General features: G+C 73.5%; 14 protein-coding genes and 1 pseudogene. 7 read left to right on the forward strand and 8 right to left on the reverse strand.

Annotation, left to right across the window (positions count from 1 at the left end; genetic code table 11):
- Positions 1 to 20: 20 nt before the first annotated feature.
- Positions 21 to 707, reverse strand: coding sequence for a 1-acyl-sn-glycerol-3-phosphate acyltransferase (locus DVR05_RS15495; RefSeq protein WP_116246602.1), 687 nt, complete (start codon positions 705 to 707; stop codon positions 21 to 23).
- A 291-nt stretch (positions 708 to 998) separates the two neighbouring features.
- Here DVR05_RS15495 and DVR05_RS15500 point away from each other — a divergent pair, with 291 nt between their 5' ends.
- Positions 999 to 1652, forward strand: coding sequence for a cyclase family protein (locus tag DVR05_RS15500; protein WP_116246603.1), 654 nt, complete (start codon positions 999 to 1001; stop codon positions 1650 to 1652).
- A gap of 19 nt (positions 1653 to 1671) precedes the next feature.
- Here the strand turns inward: DVR05_RS15500 and DVR05_RS15505 are convergent, their stop codons facing one another.
- From DVR05_RS15505 to DVR05_RS15515, 3 genes are all read right to left on the reverse strand, one after another.
- Positions 1672 to 3744 (reverse strand): FUSC family protein, encoded by a 2073-nt coding sequence (locus DVR05_RS15505; RefSeq protein WP_198659214.1) that lies wholly within the window; start codon positions 3742 to 3744, stop codon positions 1672 to 1674.
- Positions 3745 to 3819: 75 nt separating this feature from the next.
- Positions 3820 to 5085: a hypothetical protein gene (locus DVR05_RS15510; protein WP_116246605.1), complete on the reverse strand. Its 1266-nt coding sequence runs from the start codon at positions 5083 to 5085 to the stop codon at positions 3820 to 3822.
- 112 nt (positions 5086 to 5197) lie between these two features.
- A complete protein-coding gene (locus tag DVR05_RS15515; RefSeq protein ID WP_116246606.1) occupies positions 5198 to 5740 on the reverse strand; it encodes a GNAT family N-acetyltransferase in 543 nt (180 codons plus the stop codon).
- A 311-nt stretch (positions 5741 to 6051) separates the two neighbouring features.
- Here DVR05_RS15515 and DVR05_RS15520 point away from each other — a divergent pair, with 311 nt between their 5' ends.
- Positions 6052 to 6981: a LysR family transcriptional regulator gene (locus DVR05_RS15520; RefSeq protein ID WP_116246607.1), complete on the forward strand. Its 930-nt coding sequence runs from the start codon at positions 6052 to 6054 to the stop codon at positions 6979 to 6981.
- A gap of 52 nt (positions 6982 to 7033) precedes the next feature.
- Here the strand turns inward: DVR05_RS15520 and DVR05_RS15525 are convergent, their stop codons facing one another.
- On the reverse strand, positions 7034 to 7957 hold the full coding sequence (locus DVR05_RS15525) for a LysR family transcriptional regulator (protein WP_116246608.1): 924 nt from the start codon (positions 7955 to 7957) through the stop codon (positions 7034 to 7036).
- A gap of 71 nt (positions 7958 to 8028) precedes the next feature.
- On the opposite strand from DVR05_RS15525, the gene DVR05_RS15530 reads away from it, so the two are divergent.
- The 4 genes and pseudogenes from DVR05_RS15530 (at position 8029) to DVR05_RS15545 (ending at position 12656) form a co-directional block, all read left to right on the forward strand.
- Positions 8029 to 8991, forward strand: coding sequence for a DMT family transporter (locus tag DVR05_RS15530; RefSeq protein ID WP_116246609.1), 963 nt, complete (start codon positions 8029 to 8031; stop codon positions 8989 to 8991).
- A 13-nt stretch (positions 8992 to 9004) separates the two neighbouring features.
- Positions 9005 to 10807, forward strand: coding sequence for a hypothetical protein (locus DVR05_RS15535; protein WP_116246610.1), 1803 nt, complete (start codon positions 9005 to 9007; stop codon positions 10805 to 10807).
- Positions 10808 to 10849: 42 nt separating this feature from the next.
- Positions 10850 to 11488, forward strand: a pseudogene (locus DVR05_RS15540) (alpha-ketoglutarate-dependent dioxygenase AlkB family protein); the annotation flags it as partial.
- Positions 11489 to 11648: 160 nt separating this feature from the next.
- A complete protein-coding gene (locus DVR05_RS15545; protein ID WP_116246611.1) occupies positions 11649 to 12656 on the forward strand; it encodes a methyltransferase in 1008 nt (335 codons plus the stop codon).
- Positions 12657 to 12665: 9 nt separating this feature from the next.
- Here the strand turns inward: DVR05_RS15545 and DVR05_RS15550 are convergent, their stop codons facing one another.
- Together DVR05_RS15550 and DVR05_RS15555 are read right to left on the reverse strand one after the other, a co-directional pair.
- Positions 12666 to 13034, reverse strand: coding sequence for a hypothetical protein (locus tag DVR05_RS15550; protein WP_116246612.1), 369 nt, complete (start codon positions 13032 to 13034; stop codon positions 12666 to 12668).
- 8 nt (positions 13035 to 13042) lie between these two features.
- Positions 13043 to 13369 carry a hypothetical protein gene (locus DVR05_RS15555; RefSeq protein ID WP_116246613.1) on the reverse strand — a complete coding sequence of 109 codons (327 nt, stop codon included), beginning with the start codon at positions 13367 to 13369 and terminating at the stop codon, positions 13043 to 13045.
- A gap of 370 nt (positions 13370 to 13739) precedes the next feature.
- Between DVR05_RS15555 and DVR05_RS15560 the strand changes: the two genes are divergently transcribed.
- A complete protein-coding gene (locus DVR05_RS15560; protein ID WP_116246725.1) occupies positions 13740 to 14309 on the forward strand; it encodes a TetR/AcrR family transcriptional regulator in 570 nt (189 codons plus the stop codon).
- A gap of 323 nt (positions 14310 to 14632) precedes the next feature.
- Here the strand turns inward: DVR05_RS15560 and DVR05_RS15565 are convergent, their stop codons facing one another.
- Positions 14633 to 14860 (reverse strand): hypothetical protein, encoded by a 228-nt coding sequence (locus DVR05_RS15565; protein WP_116246614.1) that lies wholly within the window; start codon positions 14858 to 14860, stop codon positions 14633 to 14635.
- Positions 14861 to 15157: the final 297 nt, after the last annotated feature.

A 15157-nucleotide genomic window follows, 5' to 3' on the forward strand; every position in this document is an offset into this window, starting at 1 on the left:
GCCGGGCCGGAAGGTGGAGGTCAGCTCCCCTGCGCCAGTTCGGCCTTGACCGAGGCGGCGAACCGGGGCACCTGCTCCTGGCCGGACAGCTTGGCGATCGCGGCCATGATGGCGTCCGTGGCCGACCGGCGCGCCTTGGCCCGGTGGGCCTGGCCCTCCCACGGCGACAGGTCCACCGGCTCCCCGAAGCGCACCCCCACGCGGTTGAAGGACGGGATCCGCCTGCCACCGGGCAGGATCCGCTCGGTCCCCGCCAGCGCCACCGGCACCACGGGCGCCCCCGTGGTCAGCGCGAGCCAGGCCAGGCCGGTCTGCCCCCGGTACAGGCGCCCGTCGGGCGAGCGCGTCCCCTCGGGGAAGATCCCGAACACCTCGCCGCTCCGCAGCACGTCGAGGCTGTTCTCCATGGCCTCCTGGGCGCTCTGCCCGGGGCGGCGGTCCACCGACAGCTGGCCGATGGCGCGCAGCGCGCGCGTGAAGGCCCGCCTGGGCAGCGTTCCCTCGTCGAAGAGTTCCTGCTTGGCGATGAAGCGCACGGGGCGGGGACAGGCCACACCGACGAAGAGGGGGTCGATGAGCGCGAGATGGTTGGCGGCCAGGATCACCGGTCCCCGCGCCGGGATGTGGTGGACGCCCTCCACGCGTTGCGGCCACACCAGGCGTGTCGCGGGTGCGATGACGACCTTGGCGGCTCCGTACAGTGACACGATGAGGTCGCCCCTTCTTCATGGTTGCCGGGTGGTGCGGGGAGGGGTGCCGCGGGGCACGCTCCACACACGCGCGGCATCCGCGAGACACACCCTGGCGCCACGGTCCACCGCCGTGTTGCCTCCGAGAGTATCGGGGTTCGCGCGTGCACGGTGTGCCCCGGGCCAGCCGGTTTTTCCGCTTTCTCCTACTGCCGTGACGTGGGCCACACGCGCTAGGCTCTTGGTCTAGACCTCTGGCGAGGGTACGGGGGTCGTTCCGGCCGCGCGTGCGAAGCGAGGGAGACAGCCATGCCGAAACTGGTCGACGTCAGCCACCAGATCACCGACGGAATGACCACCTGTCCGGGGCTGCCCGAACCGGTGGTGGAGGAGGGGACCGCGTCCGGCGGGTCCGGGCCCGGTCACGAGGCCAGCAGCGGACGGGTCAGCATGGTCGGCGCCACCGGCACGTACGTGGAGATGCCCTCCCACCGCTACCAGGACGGAGCCGACCTGGCCGACCTCGACCTGGACCGGGTCGCCGACCTGCCCGGTGTGGTGGTCACCGCCACGGGCGCGCGCGCCATCGGCCCCGAGGCCCTCTCCGGCGTCGACGTGCGCGGCCGCGCCGTGCTCGTGCGCACCGGGTGGGACCGCCACTGGCGTACCCGGGCCTACGGCGGCCCCGACCACCCCCACCTGACCGAGGACGCGGCCAAGGTCCTCGTCGACGGCGGCGCCAGGCTGGTCGGGATCGACGGGATCGGGGTGGACGACACCTCCCCCGTCGCCGAGGGCGCCCGTCCCGCGCTCGCCGTCCTGCTGGCGGCCGGTATCCCGGTCGTCTCGCACCTGTGCCTGCTCGACCAGCTGCCGCGGGAGGGGTTCGCCTTCTACGCCGTGCCCGCCAAGGTGCGCGGCATGGCCGCCTTCCCCGTACGCGCCTTCGCCCTCCTGGACTGACGCCTCCGGGGCGCCGACCTCACAGGTCGGCGTCCACGTCCCGCTGGGCGCGCCGCTTCTCCCGCTGGGCGCGCCGCTCGGCCTCCTGCTGGGCCGCGCGCTCGTCCTGGGCGACCGCGTTGGTCATCGCGTTGGACAGCGCCCGCAGCTCCATGTTGATCCTCGGATAGGCGGGCAGCCTCGGCAGCGCGCCCAGACGCGGTGTGCGCCGCTCCTCCATCGACGCCACCAGTTCCTTGAAGGCCAGGTCCACCCGCTGGAGCGTGATGACGCCCACCGGGGCGGGGTTCTCCAGGGCCAGGGCGGACAGCGCCAGGTACCCGGTGCGCTGGGTGGCCACCACGACCGGCCACAGCGGCCGGGTGGCGGCCGCCCGGGGCACGTCGCCGATGGCGCTCTCGTAGACCCCGCGCAGGTTGACCAGGGTCGCCCGCAGGTCGCGCCGCAGCTGGTAGCGGCGCTCCGGGCCGAGGCGCACGTCCTGGTCCAGGACCGCGACCACGCACTGGCGGGCGTTGTCCAGGACCCCGATGATCGCCTGCGGCAACCGGGTGGCCGACGCGCTGCGCCACAGCAGGAGCGCCCCGGCCAGCCCGAACAGCGAGCCGACCAGGGTGTCGATGATGCGGGACTCGGCCAGCGCCGTGATCGGGTGCGGTGAGGCCGTGTGGGACAGCAGCAGCGCCATCGGGGTGAGCAGCACCGAGGCGTAGAAGAAGTTGCGGCCCACGACCAGCTGCGTCAGGCCCTGGAAGGTCCCGGCCAGGACCACGACCACGGGCAGCGGCAGGTCGAGGGAGAGCACGAACGCCCCGATCACCACACCGATCAGGGTGCCCAGCGACCGCTGGAGCGACCGGTTGACGGTCAGGACGACGTTGCCGCCCTGGAGGACGGCGGTCGCGGTGATCGCCACCCAGTAGTAGTGGTCCAGTCCGAGCCACAGCCCGAACGCCCCGCCCAGGGTCACGGTGATCCACATGCGCAGCGCGGTCGGCCGGACCAGCGACTCCGCGCTCAGGCTGGACCGCAGCGCCCCCCACAGCGCCGGGTAGCGCTGGTCGTCCAGCTCGCGGGCGTGCTCGTCCTCCTCGTCGTGGCCGGAGCGGTGGGCCGCCTGCGCCGCCCTGGCCAGCAGGCCGTACAGCCGGGACTCCAGGGAGCGCGGGCGCATACCGCGCCGCAGGTCGTCGAGGTCGGCGGGGTCGGGCGCCCGGTCGGGTTCGGCGACGGCGGGGACCAGTCGGTCGGCGAAGGCGGCCGCGCTCTCCGGCAGGGGGGTGGTCCGTGCCATGGACACCTGCGTGGCGGCCAGGTGGATGTCGGAGACCCAGCGCAGCAGCGAGCGCAGCCGGGCCGCCTCCGGGGTGGAGCGGTAACCGCGGGTCTGCGCCAACAGGACGATCCGCCAGGACTCGGCGACCGCCACCGACGCCTTGTGCTGGGCGTGGTCGAGTTCGGCGGTGCCCACCGCCCGCAGGAGCGCGGACAGCTGCCGGTAGGCCTCCGAGACCGCCCGGTACTCGGGGTGCCGGGCCAGGACGGGGGCGCCCGACATCGACACCGCCCAGCCCACGGCCGCGCCCAGGGCGGCCACGCCCGCGTGCAGGGGGATGTCGGCCAGACCGCCGGGGGCGATCGTGGAGATGGCGCAGACCAGCACGAAGAACAGGGCGCCGGGCTTGTCCACCCGCCAGGCCGCGCACACCCAGGTGGCGGCTCCGGCGACGAACCCGATCGCGACGACCGACGCCCACACCGACACCGCCGAGGCCAGCGAACCGAGGGTCACGCTGGCGACGAACCCCAGACCGACCAGGGCCAGCGCGGCCGACCGGTAGACGTAGGGGGTCTTCTTCTCGTAGAGCACCGTCATGGAGCCCAGGGCGGCCAGGGTGCCGACCTGCGGGCCGAACAGCCACGCGGCCAGTCCGAAGGAGGCGGACATGGCGACCGCCGCCTGCACGGCGGTGGTCCAGGCCCACGTCCCCGCCTCCAGACCGAAGAGCGCTCTGAGATCGACCCTGGGCCGCGGCCGCTCCGCCACGCGGGCACGCTCCGGCCCCTGACCGGGTGACCCGCCCAGGTGCATCGGGCCGGTGTCGCCGGTCGTTCCCAGATCTCGCACGAGTTCCATCCTAGAGCGGGACAAACGGGATATTTGTGACTACTGGCGGGTGTCGGCCGCCCCGCTGTCCGTGGTGGACAGCGCCCGATCCGCGCCCCCCGCCTCACGGAGCGCGGCCTCGGCGGTCTCGGCCCGCTCCTCCGCGCGGCGGGCGCGTTCCTCGGCGCGCTCCCGAGCCTCCTCCGCCACGGCCAGGCGGGCGGCGGCCGCCGTGCGCGACTCGTCGAGGGTGATCTCGGCGTTGCGGCGCTGGGTCTCCAGCTCCGCGGCCAGACGCGACCGTTCGGCGTCGGCGCGCTCCAGTTCCGCGTTCAGCCGGGCGCGTTCGGCGTCGGCGGCGGCCCGGTCGGCCTCCCGGCGTTCGTGGGCGCGCTCCAGCTCGGTGTCGAAGCGGGCGCGTTCGGCGGTCAGGATGTCGGCGGTCTCCCGGGCCCGGGCCTCGGCGGCCTCGGCGCGCGCCGAGGCGCGTTCCGCGGCCAGGGCGGCCTCGTCGCGCAGGCGGGCGTACTCGGCGGTCTCGGCCCTGAGCTGTTCGGCCTCGGCCCGGGCGTGCTGGAGGCGGCGGGCGGCCTCGGCGCGGGCGTGCTCCAGTTCGTCCCGGACCCGTTCCACCTCCCGCCGGGCGCGCGCGTCGGCCTCGGCGATCCGGCGTTCCGCGGCGGCGAGCCCGGCGTTGGCCTCGGTGGCGGCGGCGTCGCGTTCGGCCTGCGCCCGCCGGGCCAGGACGCGCAGCTCGTCGCGCTCGGCCTCCGCCGCGTTCCTGCGTTCGACCGCCTCCTCGGCGATCCGCTCGGCGGCGTGGGTCGCGGCGACCGCCGAGGCGGCCGCCTCCTCGGCCACACGCCGGGCCGCCTCGGCCTCCCGGCGCCGGTTCTCCGCCTCCAGACGGGCGCCGTCCGCCTCGGCCGCGCGGCGGGCGCCCGCCAGACGGGCCGCCTCCACCTGGGCCTCGGCGGCGGCGGGGTCGGTCATCGTCGCGAAGGACTCGGCGGCCGCGCGCAGGGTCTCGGCCATCTGCTCGCTCTGCACGGCGAACCGGGTGAGCAGGTCGTCGGCGCGCAACCGGGCGGCGGTCACGGGCTCGGCGGGTCCTGTGGCGGGCCGGGCCTCCCCCGTGGCGGCGGCCGCGGTCTCCTCCTCACGCCGTTCGGCCTCCTGCGCCAGTCGCTGGCGCTCGCGCCAGGCCCGCCAGCGGGTGTGCTCGGGCAGGTCGCAGTACTCGGGTGGGCGGCCGGGCGAGGAGCCCCGGGGCACGGGGCGGTCACAGCCGGGGAAGTTGCAGGTGTTGGAGTCGGAGGTGGCCACGGGGTGAGGGTAGCGGTTCGGCCCCGTCCTCGCCGGGGTGTGTCGGGCCCGGGAACGCGAACCGCCCCCGTACCGGGGGACCGTACGGGGGCGGGAGGCGGCGCGGACGGCTTCAGTCGTGCGCGCCGAAACCGTCGACGCGGCAGACCATCGTGGTCACGAAGGGCCGGAAGCCCTCCTGCTCCAGGAAGCGGATGTCCTCGGAGCTGGTCGCCAGCGCGGAGAACTCGATGTCGCGCACGCCCATCGCGGAGAGCTGACGGCGCATCTCCTCCAGGAGCTTGGAGCCGACGCCGCTGTCGGAGTACTCGGGGTCGATGGCGAAGGTCTGCACGACCGCGACCCGGTCCCCCCGGTCCCAGCTGCCCTGGGCGTTCTCGCGGATGGTCACCATCGCGTACCCGGCCGGGTCGTCGCCGCTCTCGGCGAGGATCGCCAGGGTGTCGGGGTCGGCGAGCCAGGAGACGTACTGGGCCCGGCGGCGGCGCCACGACTCCTCCAGGCTCACGGCGCTGATGATGTCCGAAAGGTGCGGAGCGGTCACCGTGTGCTGCTGGTGGAGGGCGCCCCACAGGTCCACGAGCTCGTCCACCTCGTGGGCGCCCAGGTAGCGGAAGCTGAGAACGCCGACGTCGGAAGGTCGCGGTTTGGTCATCAGCGAATTTTGCATGTTCTTTCCACCCGTTCCGCCAGCATTGGGTGCTGATCCCCTGGGGGCGCGATGCGCGCCCCCGTGGTTGAACTGTGCGTCTGACTGTACGTGCCGGTATCGACCGGGACATGTTCGACACGAGGAAAGACAGTCATGAGATCACTCTAGGAGAAGAATTGGGGAATTTCTTTGATCGATCATTCGGCTGGCCGCTGGGGGTCCTCTGGACGGTGTGCAGCGAATCACGCGTCGAAGTCAGTCAAGACGCCTGAAACACCGGCGAAACATGATCTTTCTGCCATAAATTGGGAGACATGATCGACGTTCGGCGGTTGCAGCTCCTCCAGGCCCTCGACCGCCACCGCACGGTGGCGGCCACGGCGGAGGCGCTCAACGTCACACCGTCGGCGGTCTCCCAACAGCTCGCCGCCCTGGCCCGGGAGGCCGGGGTTCCCCTCGTCGAACGCTCGGGCCGTCGTTTCCTGCTCACCGGCGCCGCGCGGGTCCTCCTGGAACGCGCCCCCGCTATCTTCGCGGAGATGGAGCGCGCCACCTCCGACCTGGCCGAGTACGTCGCCGGAGACCGCGGCGTCGTGCGGGTCGGCTCCTTCGCCACCGGCATCAGCGACCTCATCGCCCCCGCCCTGGCCCGGCTGCGGGTCAGCCACCCGGGTTGGTCCTTCGAGGTCGTGCAGGCCGAACCGGAGGAGTGCACCGACATGGTCCGCTCCGGCCGCCTCGACATCGCGCTCACCATGTCCTCGGAGGACCTGCCCTCCACCGGCGACCCCGAGTTCCGCACCGATCCCGTCATGGTCGAGCTGTTCGACGCGATCCTGCCCTACCAGCACCCGCTGGCCACCCGCACCAGCCTCCACCTGGCCGAGGACCTCGCCGACCAGGACTGGATCATGTCCGCGCCCGGCAGCGCCTGGTACTCGTGCGTGGCCGCCGCCTGCAACCGGGTGGGCTTCCAGCCCCGCGTGGTGCACACCGTCGACGACTTCGGCGCCGTGTTCGGCATGGTCCAGGCCGGACTGGGCGTCACGCTCATGCCGCGCCTGGCGTGGACCGGCCTGAGCACCCCGCACATCGTCGTGCGCGGGGTACGCGAGACCGCCCGGCGCCACGTCATCGCCCTGTCCCGGGCCGGGGCCAACCCCGAACCCCTGCTCACCGCCGTCCGCGAGGCCGCCAGCAAGGTGCCGGTGCCCTCGGTGGGGCCGTTCGCCGTCGCGGGCTAGGTCCGGGCGTGCCGGCCTCGGGCCTCCGCCGCGCTGCGGCCCGCCCGGACGGTCACGCCTCCGGCGGGGGAGGGACCTCGTCGAGGACGTCGCGGGCGGCCTCGTGCAGATAGCGCGCGACCACCCGGATCGGCCGCCAGGCCCACCCCCCGGTACGCCCGGCCAGGAAGATCCGGCGCACCCCGCCCAGCTCCCCGAGGGGAGCGTGGGTCACACCGCGCCGGGTCGACACCGACAGCCGCGACATCACCCCCACCGCCACCCCCGAGGCGACGAGCTCCTCACACAGCTCCAGGTTCTCGATCCGGTGCGCGATCCGGGGGGTGAACCCCGCGTCGGCGCACATCCGCTGCACCAGGGCCTCCTCGTCGCCCCGGTACGGACTGGCGAACCACGACGCCCCGGCGAACTCGCGCAGCCGCCGCCGGGTCAGCGTCCGACTGTCCCCCCGGTCCGAGGGCTGTGACAGCAGGAGCCCCTCCGTGCCGATCGGCCGAACCGTCAGTGTTCCCGGAAATTCCCGGGGCAGGAGGCTGTACTGGTACACGACCCCCAGGTCGGCCTGCCCGTCCTGGAGGAGCGCCAACGCCTGCTCCGACTCGTACTCGGTCAGATGGATGTCGATCCCGGGATGCTCGTCCCGCAGCCGACGCAGCGCGGGCAGGACCAACGGCGCCGCGCTCGTGTACATCACCAGGTGGACGCGGCCCACCGGCTCGCCCTCGCCCTCGAACTCGGCCCTGGCCGCCTCCACGCGCGCCAGGATGCCCACGGCGTGCTCGGCCAGCCTCCGCCCGGCCGGGGTCAGCCGCACCCGGCGCCCGTCCTGGGCCAGGAGCGGTACACCCGCCTCCCGCTCCAGGACCGCGAGGTGTTTGGAGACGGCGGACGTGCTCATGCCCGTGACCTCGGACACAGCGACCATGGTGCCCAGACGCTCCAGTTCGACCAGCAGACGCAGCCGGGTGAAATCCATCCACCAAAACTACATGATCCATCAACCACGGGTTCGTGGACAGCAACGGAAGATGTCGATCCAATGGTCGGGTGATCCCCTCATCCATCTCCTCGCTCCGCCGTGCCGACGTCCGGGTGCCGGCGCCGCTGATGCTGCTCATCGGCATGTTCACCCTCCACACCGGCAGCGCCCTGGCCGTCACCGCCTTCGACCAGGCGTCCCCCGCCACCGTCACCTGGCTCCGGCTCACCTGGGCCGCGCTGCTCCTGCTCCTGCTCAGCGGTCGCTCCCTGTGGCGGGCCGTGCGCGATGCGACGTGGCGCGAACGCGGCTCCGTGGTGATCCTGGGCACAGCGAGCGCGGGGATGATGCTGTTCTACTCCGAGGCCACGGCCCGCATCGAACTCGGCACCGCGACCTCCATCGAGTTCCTCGGCGCCCTCGTGGTCGCCGTGGCGGCGATGCGGCGCCGCCGCGAACTGGTGTGGATCCTCGCCGCCGGGATCGGCGTGGTGTGCCTGACCCGTCCCTGGCAGAGCGACCTGGACGTGCTCGGCGTCGGGCTGGCCCTGGCGGGCGCGGCCTGCGTGGCCGCCTACATCGTGCTCACCCAGCGGGTCGGCGCGGGCTTCGGCGCCGTCCACGGCCTGGCGCTGGCGATGACCGTCTCGGCCCTGGTCACCGCGCCGCTGGGCGCCCCCGCCGCGATCGCCGCGCCCGACCTCGACCTCATCCTGCTCACCCTGGGCATCGCGCTCCTGTTCCCCCTGGTGCCGTTCCTGCTGGAGATGGTGGCCCTCCAGCGCATGAGCCGCACCGCCTACAGCACCTTCGCCAGCCTCGAACCCGCGGTCAGCCTGGTCATGGGTCTGGTCGTCATCGGCCAAGCGCCCGCCGCGGTCCAGATCGCGGGTATGGCCCTGGTGGTGGCCGCGGGCGTGGGCGCCGCCCGGGGCGACGGGTCGGGGCGCTCGGCGCCGCCTCCGGAACCGGACCCGCGTCACTCCCGCACCGACGGCTCCGACGCACGGAACGACGTGGTGATGCACTAGCTTGGTGCGAATCATGGCCGCGACATCTGATCTCCAACTCCTGCGTGCCCACGAACCGGTGCTCGTGTGCACCAAGGGGGAGCTGTTCTTCCCCACCCGCGTGGACAACTACGTGCGCAACTGCAGCCTCTGGGTCGAGGAGCCCGGCGGGCGCGAGCGCGTCCTCGTCCCGGCGGGGGAACTGACCCTGGAACGCCTCGGACAGGCCGAGCGCGAGTGGCCGGACCGCCACAAGCACCTGCGGTTCGTCCAGGAGGAGTCGATCCGCGAGGAGGCCCGCCGCTTCCGCGGCATCGCCCGCACCGTCATCCCCAAGAGCGGCCGCCTGGCCGCCGTCGGGGTGCTCGGGCGCATCCTCGACATCCTGATGAAGTTCTCCCTGCTCATCCGGGGCGCCGTCCCCGGCGGGGTGACCTTCGCGGCCGTGACCCGCTACCGCGAACGCGTCGACGACGGCGGCGCCACCTACTACGGGCGCGTCACCCGCGAGGGCGGCTACGTCATCCTCCAGTACTGGTTCTTCTACGCGATGAACGACTGGCGGACGATCTACGGCGGCGTCAACGACCACGAGGCCGACTGGGAGCGCGTCACCGTCTACCTCGCCGAGAACGGCGACGGCACCCACCGCCCCATGTGGGTGGGCGCGTCCTCACACGAGTACCACGGCGACGACCTGCGCCGCAGCTGGGACGACCCCGACCTGCACCGGGTCGGAGACCACCCGGTGGTCTACGTCGGCGCCGGATCGCACTCCCACCAGATGCTGCCCGGCGACTACCTCATCCAGGTGGACCCGGCCGTCCTGCGCGGCGCCGTCCGCGCCTACCGGAGGATCACCCGCCTCCTCTTCCGCGCCGACAGCGCGATCAACCGGCACGGCATCGGCGTCCCCTTCGTCGACTACGCCCGGGGCGACGGCATGCGCCTGGGACCCGGCGGCGACCGTGAGTGGGAACCCGTCCTCATCGACGACGACACCCCCTGGGTCCGGGGCTTCCGCGGCCTGTGGGGACGCGACACCGGCGACTTCTTCGACGGCGAGCGGGCCCCCAGCGGCCCCCGCTACGAGCGCGACGGCACCATCCGCCGCTCCTGGGCCGACCCGCTCTCCTGGGTGGGCCTGCACAAGGTCGCCCCCACCGAGACCGCCGCCCGCGCCGAACTGCGCACCCACCTCGACGCGCTCGACGGTCGGCTGCGCGAACTGGACGCCGACATCGTCGCCCGCCGCGACCGCCTGCGCCAGCTCGACGCGGCGCGCATGGTCCTGCACCGCAGGGCCAGATCGCGCCCGCTCGCCCGCGAGTACGCCGAACGCATCGAGACCCTGGAGCGGGAGCTCGCCGAGGTCTACGAGGAGCGCGTCCTGACCGCCGACGAGCGCGAGACCCACCTGCGCGCCCTGGCCGACGACACCCCGCTCGTGCCCGGACCGACGGACCACCTCAAGGCCCCGCACCTGCCCTACTCCTCGGGCGAGCAGCGCACCGCCCGCTTCCTGCACCTGTGGGTGGCCCTGAGCACCCCGCTGCTGCTGATCTCCCTCGGCCTGACGCTGTTCCTCCTCAACGGGCAGACCACCCTGTACGCGATGCTCGGCGTGGTGGTGGCCTTCGCCGCCGTCGACTCCATCGCCCGGCGCAAGTTCCTCTCGTTCCTCACCGGGCTGGCCATCCTCGCGGTGCTGGTCGGCGTCATCGTGGGCGTGGTGGCCGCCTTCATCGCCGACTGGCGGATCGCCATCGCCGTCCCGATGGCCGTGGTCGTCGTGGTCCTGCTCGTGGTCAACGTACGCGACCTGCTCCGCCGCTGACCGCGACGGGTGGCGGGGCGACGACGCGGGGAGGAACCACACATGGACGATCCCCTGTTCCCCGCCCCGCCGGTGACCGTCGCACCGGGGGCGGTCCACCTGCCCGGGTGGCTGCCCCCGGCGCGCCAGGCCGAACTCGTCCGGCACTGCCGCCGCTGGGCGCGCGCCGGGATGGTGCGGCACGCCATGCCGCGCGGCGGGGTCATGAGCGTGCGTATGCTCAGCCTGGGCTGGTACTGGGAGCCCTACCGCTACTCCCGTACGCTGCCCGACGGCACCCCCGTGCCGCCCTTCCCCGACCTGCTGGGCACACTCGCCCGGCGGGCCGTGGCCGACGCCCTCGGCGCGCCGCCCCCGCCGGACGCCGACCCCTACGACGTCGCCCTGGTCAACTTCTACGACGCCGACGCGCGCATGGGCATGCACCAGGACCGCGACGAACACTCCGACGCCCCCGTCGTCTCCCTCAGCCTCGGCGACACCTGCGTGTTCCGTTTCGGCAACACCCGGACGCGCGCCAGGCCCCACACCGACGTCGAACTGGCCAGCGGCGACCTGTTCGTGTTCGGCGGCCCGTCCCGGATGGCCTACCACGGCGTCCCGCGTACCCGCCCCGGCACCGCGCCGCCCGAGCTGGGCTTGGAGGGACGGCTCAACATCACCGTCCGGGCCTCCGGCCTGACCGCCCGACCCCGCCCGCGGGCCGCCCCCGACACGGCGCCCGGAAGCACGGAGCGAGGTGACGGGGACGATCCCGCCGCGGGGTGGCATCCTGGACCCTGCCGACGCTGCCCGTGACCCCCGACCCCCGACCCCCGACGACACGACGAGAGGCCGCCCGGTGAACGACGACGAGACCGCGTCCCGAGAGCTGATCCGACTCATGACCGGACCCTGGGTCGCCAGGTCCGTGGCCACCGCCGTGCGGCTCGGGGTCGTCGACCGCATGGACGGCGACCCCGTGACCGCGTCCGACCTCGCGGCGGTGCTCGACCTGGAGCCGGAGCGGCTCGGCCGCCTGCTGCGCCTGCTCTCGGCCGTGGGGGTTGTGCGCCGGGACGCGGAGGGGTACGCGCTCACCGCCACGGGCGAGCGGCTGCGCGACGGCCACCCCTCCGGCCTGCGCGACCTCGCCCTGCTCTACGACAGCGACCTGTTCGCCGACGCGTGGGAACGGCTGCCCGAGACCGTCCGCACGGGCCGGACCGGGGTCGACCTCGCCCACGGCACCGACGTGTTCACCCTCCTGGAGGGCCGCCCCGACGACGCGGAGCTGTACGCGGCGGGCATGGCGGCCGGGGCCCGCTTCGTCCGCGACCTGCCCTCGGTGTACGACTTCGGTGACGCGCGCACGGTCGTCGACGTCGGCGGCGGCAGCGGGGAGCTGCTCCACGCCGTACTCGACAGCGCCCCCGACACGCGCGGCGTGCTCCTGGAGCGCCCCACTGCCCTGGCGACGGCCCGGAAACGCCTGGCCGACCACGTGGCCGCCGGCCGCTGCGACCTGGTCGAGGGGGACTTCCTGACCTCCGTGCCCGAGGGCGCCGACGTCTACGTGCTCAGCCGAGTCCTGCACAACTGGTCGGACGCGGACGCCGGACTGATCCTGCGGAACTGCCGGGAGGCCATGCCCCCGCACGGTCGGGTCCTGGTGGTCGAGCGGGTGCTCCCGGACGGGGACGACCCCTGGCTGTCCCTGGTCTTCGACGTGCACATGATGGTCATGACCACCGGAGCCGAACGCACCGAGCGCCAGTACGAGGAGCTGCTGCGCGGATCCGGTCTGACCGTCGGGCGGATCCTCGACCTGCCGCTGGAGATGCGCGTCCTGGTCGCCGGACCCGCCTGAACCGTCGGCTCAGGGGGTCAGCAGTTCGCGCATCCGGTCGGCGTGCAGCCGGACGGACTCGGCCGACTCCTCCGCCGCGGAGGACCGCTCCCTGCCCTCCCCGAGGTTGCCGACCAGGGCGGCGATCAGCCCGAGCAGGGCCAGGAACCACGTCACCGGGGACATGGTCATCACCCCGAGGACGACGAAGAGACCGGCCACCACCAGACCGCCCCACAACAGGAGACGGCCGTTGTTCTGTGGCTGGTGGCGGTCGTCGATCCGCCGCTCGGCCCTCGCCAGATCGGCGGCGTCGGCGCCGTCACCGGTCAGCGCCACGCGTGTGCCGCCCACCGGGACCGAGGACGTGTCGGGGGCCGGTGCGGTGGCCTCGGCCAACCGGCCGGTCAGCTCGTGCGGGGCGCGCGAACGGCGGGACCGCTTCGGGCGCCCCCACCGTCCTCGCGCATGCCCGGAGCGCGCAGCGCGGCGGAGGCCGGGACCGCCACCCCCTCCCGGGACCAGTGGCGCACGGTCGACAGCGGCAGGTGCTCGCGGGCGTCGGCGCCGAAGACTCCGTCGGCGGTCAGCATCCACAGGGCGCGATGGCCGCGCGTGACCTCGGCCGTCGGCACGGGGAGGTGGGCGAGCAGGTCGGCGGCCAGGTTCCCGCCGAGGGCGCGGGCGTGCTCGGCGCTGGTGCGCGATGGAGGCGTGCGCGCTCTCCAGGTCATCCCTGAGCTCCTGGATCCTCCGGTTCTGCGCGTAGTCGATGAACTCCATCCTGTCCCCTCCGTTGGGCGGTCGACGGCGGTGCGCGCCCGGGGTTTCGACGTGCCGCGCGCGTTCGCGGTTCGCCCGCCGACCGGTCGGTGACCGCGTCGTGCCCTTCCGCTCCGGAGCGTGGGGGAGGAGGGCGCCCGGGCCCGGTCCGGGCGCGGTGTCCGCCCGTGGCGGTACGCTCCAGGCGGGGCCGCGCAGGTCGTGGCGGCCCGGTGCCGGTGGATGAGGACAGTGGGGACGATGGCGGAACGGGGATCGGGCATGGCGGTACCGGCGGAGTCCGGCCCGGGGACGAGCGGCAGTCTGCGGGCGGCGCGGCGCATGCTCCAGTTGCAGAACAGCCTGGTCGCGCTCCTCGGCACCAAGCCCTTCAGCCAGATCACCTACAAGGAGATCACCGAGGGCGTCGACATCGACCGCTCGACCGTCTACCGGTACTACAACCACAAGAACCAGGTGCTCCAGGCCGCCGTCGACGTGCGGTTGGCCGCCTTCGCCTCCCAGGTGGACCTCACCTTCGGCCGGAGGGAGACCGTCGACGGCTACATGGGCCGCCTGATCGACTCCTGGGTGGGTCTGTGGCTGGAGTCGGGCGCGCTACTGGCGGCGGCCTCGGGGCTGGGCGCGGAACCGGGTCCGCAGCGGGACTGGTGGCGTGAGCGCGTCGAACCGTGGGTCGAGGCGGTGCGCGAGGCGATCGAGGTCGCCCGCTTCGTGGAGGAGCTGCCCGACGACGGGCGGCCCGCGCGCCCGCTCGCGGAGATGGTCGTGGGGATGTGCCTGTCCACGTTCAACGGCGAACTGACCGTGGAGCACACCGCCGAGCACCGTCAGGTCGTCCGGGACCTACTCCTGGACGCCGTGCTGCGCACGATGGGCCGGGTGTCGTGAGGGGCCGAGCGCGCGGTCGAACGCCTGACCGGATGCCGGGAACGCTCACCGCGTCTGACCGGTGTCCCGGGACCCCGGTGGGACGTGTGCCGTCCGCCCCGCTTCCCACACGACCATCCCCGGCAGGCGACAGCGCGAAAAGCGTTTCGGTCGGCGTGCGCGGGCGACGCCGCACGACCGGCAGGTGAAACGGGCCCGGAAGATCCGGTCGCGCCGGTGGGCGCGGGACCACTCCGCGCACTCGCGTGAGGAGTGCGCCGGGTTCACGGACACCACCGGCGCCCCGACCCGGCCGCGCCTTGTCGGTGATGAGGTCTCCGAGCTCAGACCTCCTGACGGGCGACACCGCCGAAGGTGCCCACCACCGCGCCGAGCGCGAACATGGACGCCTCGTCCTCGTCCATGTGCACGATTCCGGCGGGAACGCGCACCCGGTAGGGCTTGGCCTCGCCGCGGAGGATCTCCAGACCGTCGATGATCCTCTGCCCCTGCAACATCAGGAGCGCTTCCTCGACCCTGCCCGTGCGGTCGCCGCGTGACCAAATCGACATGTGCTCACCCTAACGACCCTCCGGGCCCGGGACAACGGCGCCGTGGACGGGGCATCGTCGGTGGTCGGGGCGTGTGTGTGCCCGGGCTGGTCCGGTGCGCGGGGCGTGTGTTCCGGTGGGGGAGGGGGTGGCTCAGGGGGTGTGGGCGGTTGTCCCGGAGGGCGGCGGCGGTGCATTCTGGCCGGGCTCTCCGGACCGGTGGGGCTGGGCGGTACCCGCGTACACCACCGAGGGATGGAGCCCGACCCAGCCACGCCAACGAGCCTCGACCATCTCCTGCGAACCCGAACGGACCGT

This window comes from Nocardiopsis sp. FIRDI 009, assembly GCF_003386285.1.
In the GTDB taxonomy this organism is placed as follows: domain Bacteria; phylum Actinomycetota; class Actinomycetes; order Streptosporangiales; family Streptosporangiaceae; genus Nocardiopsis.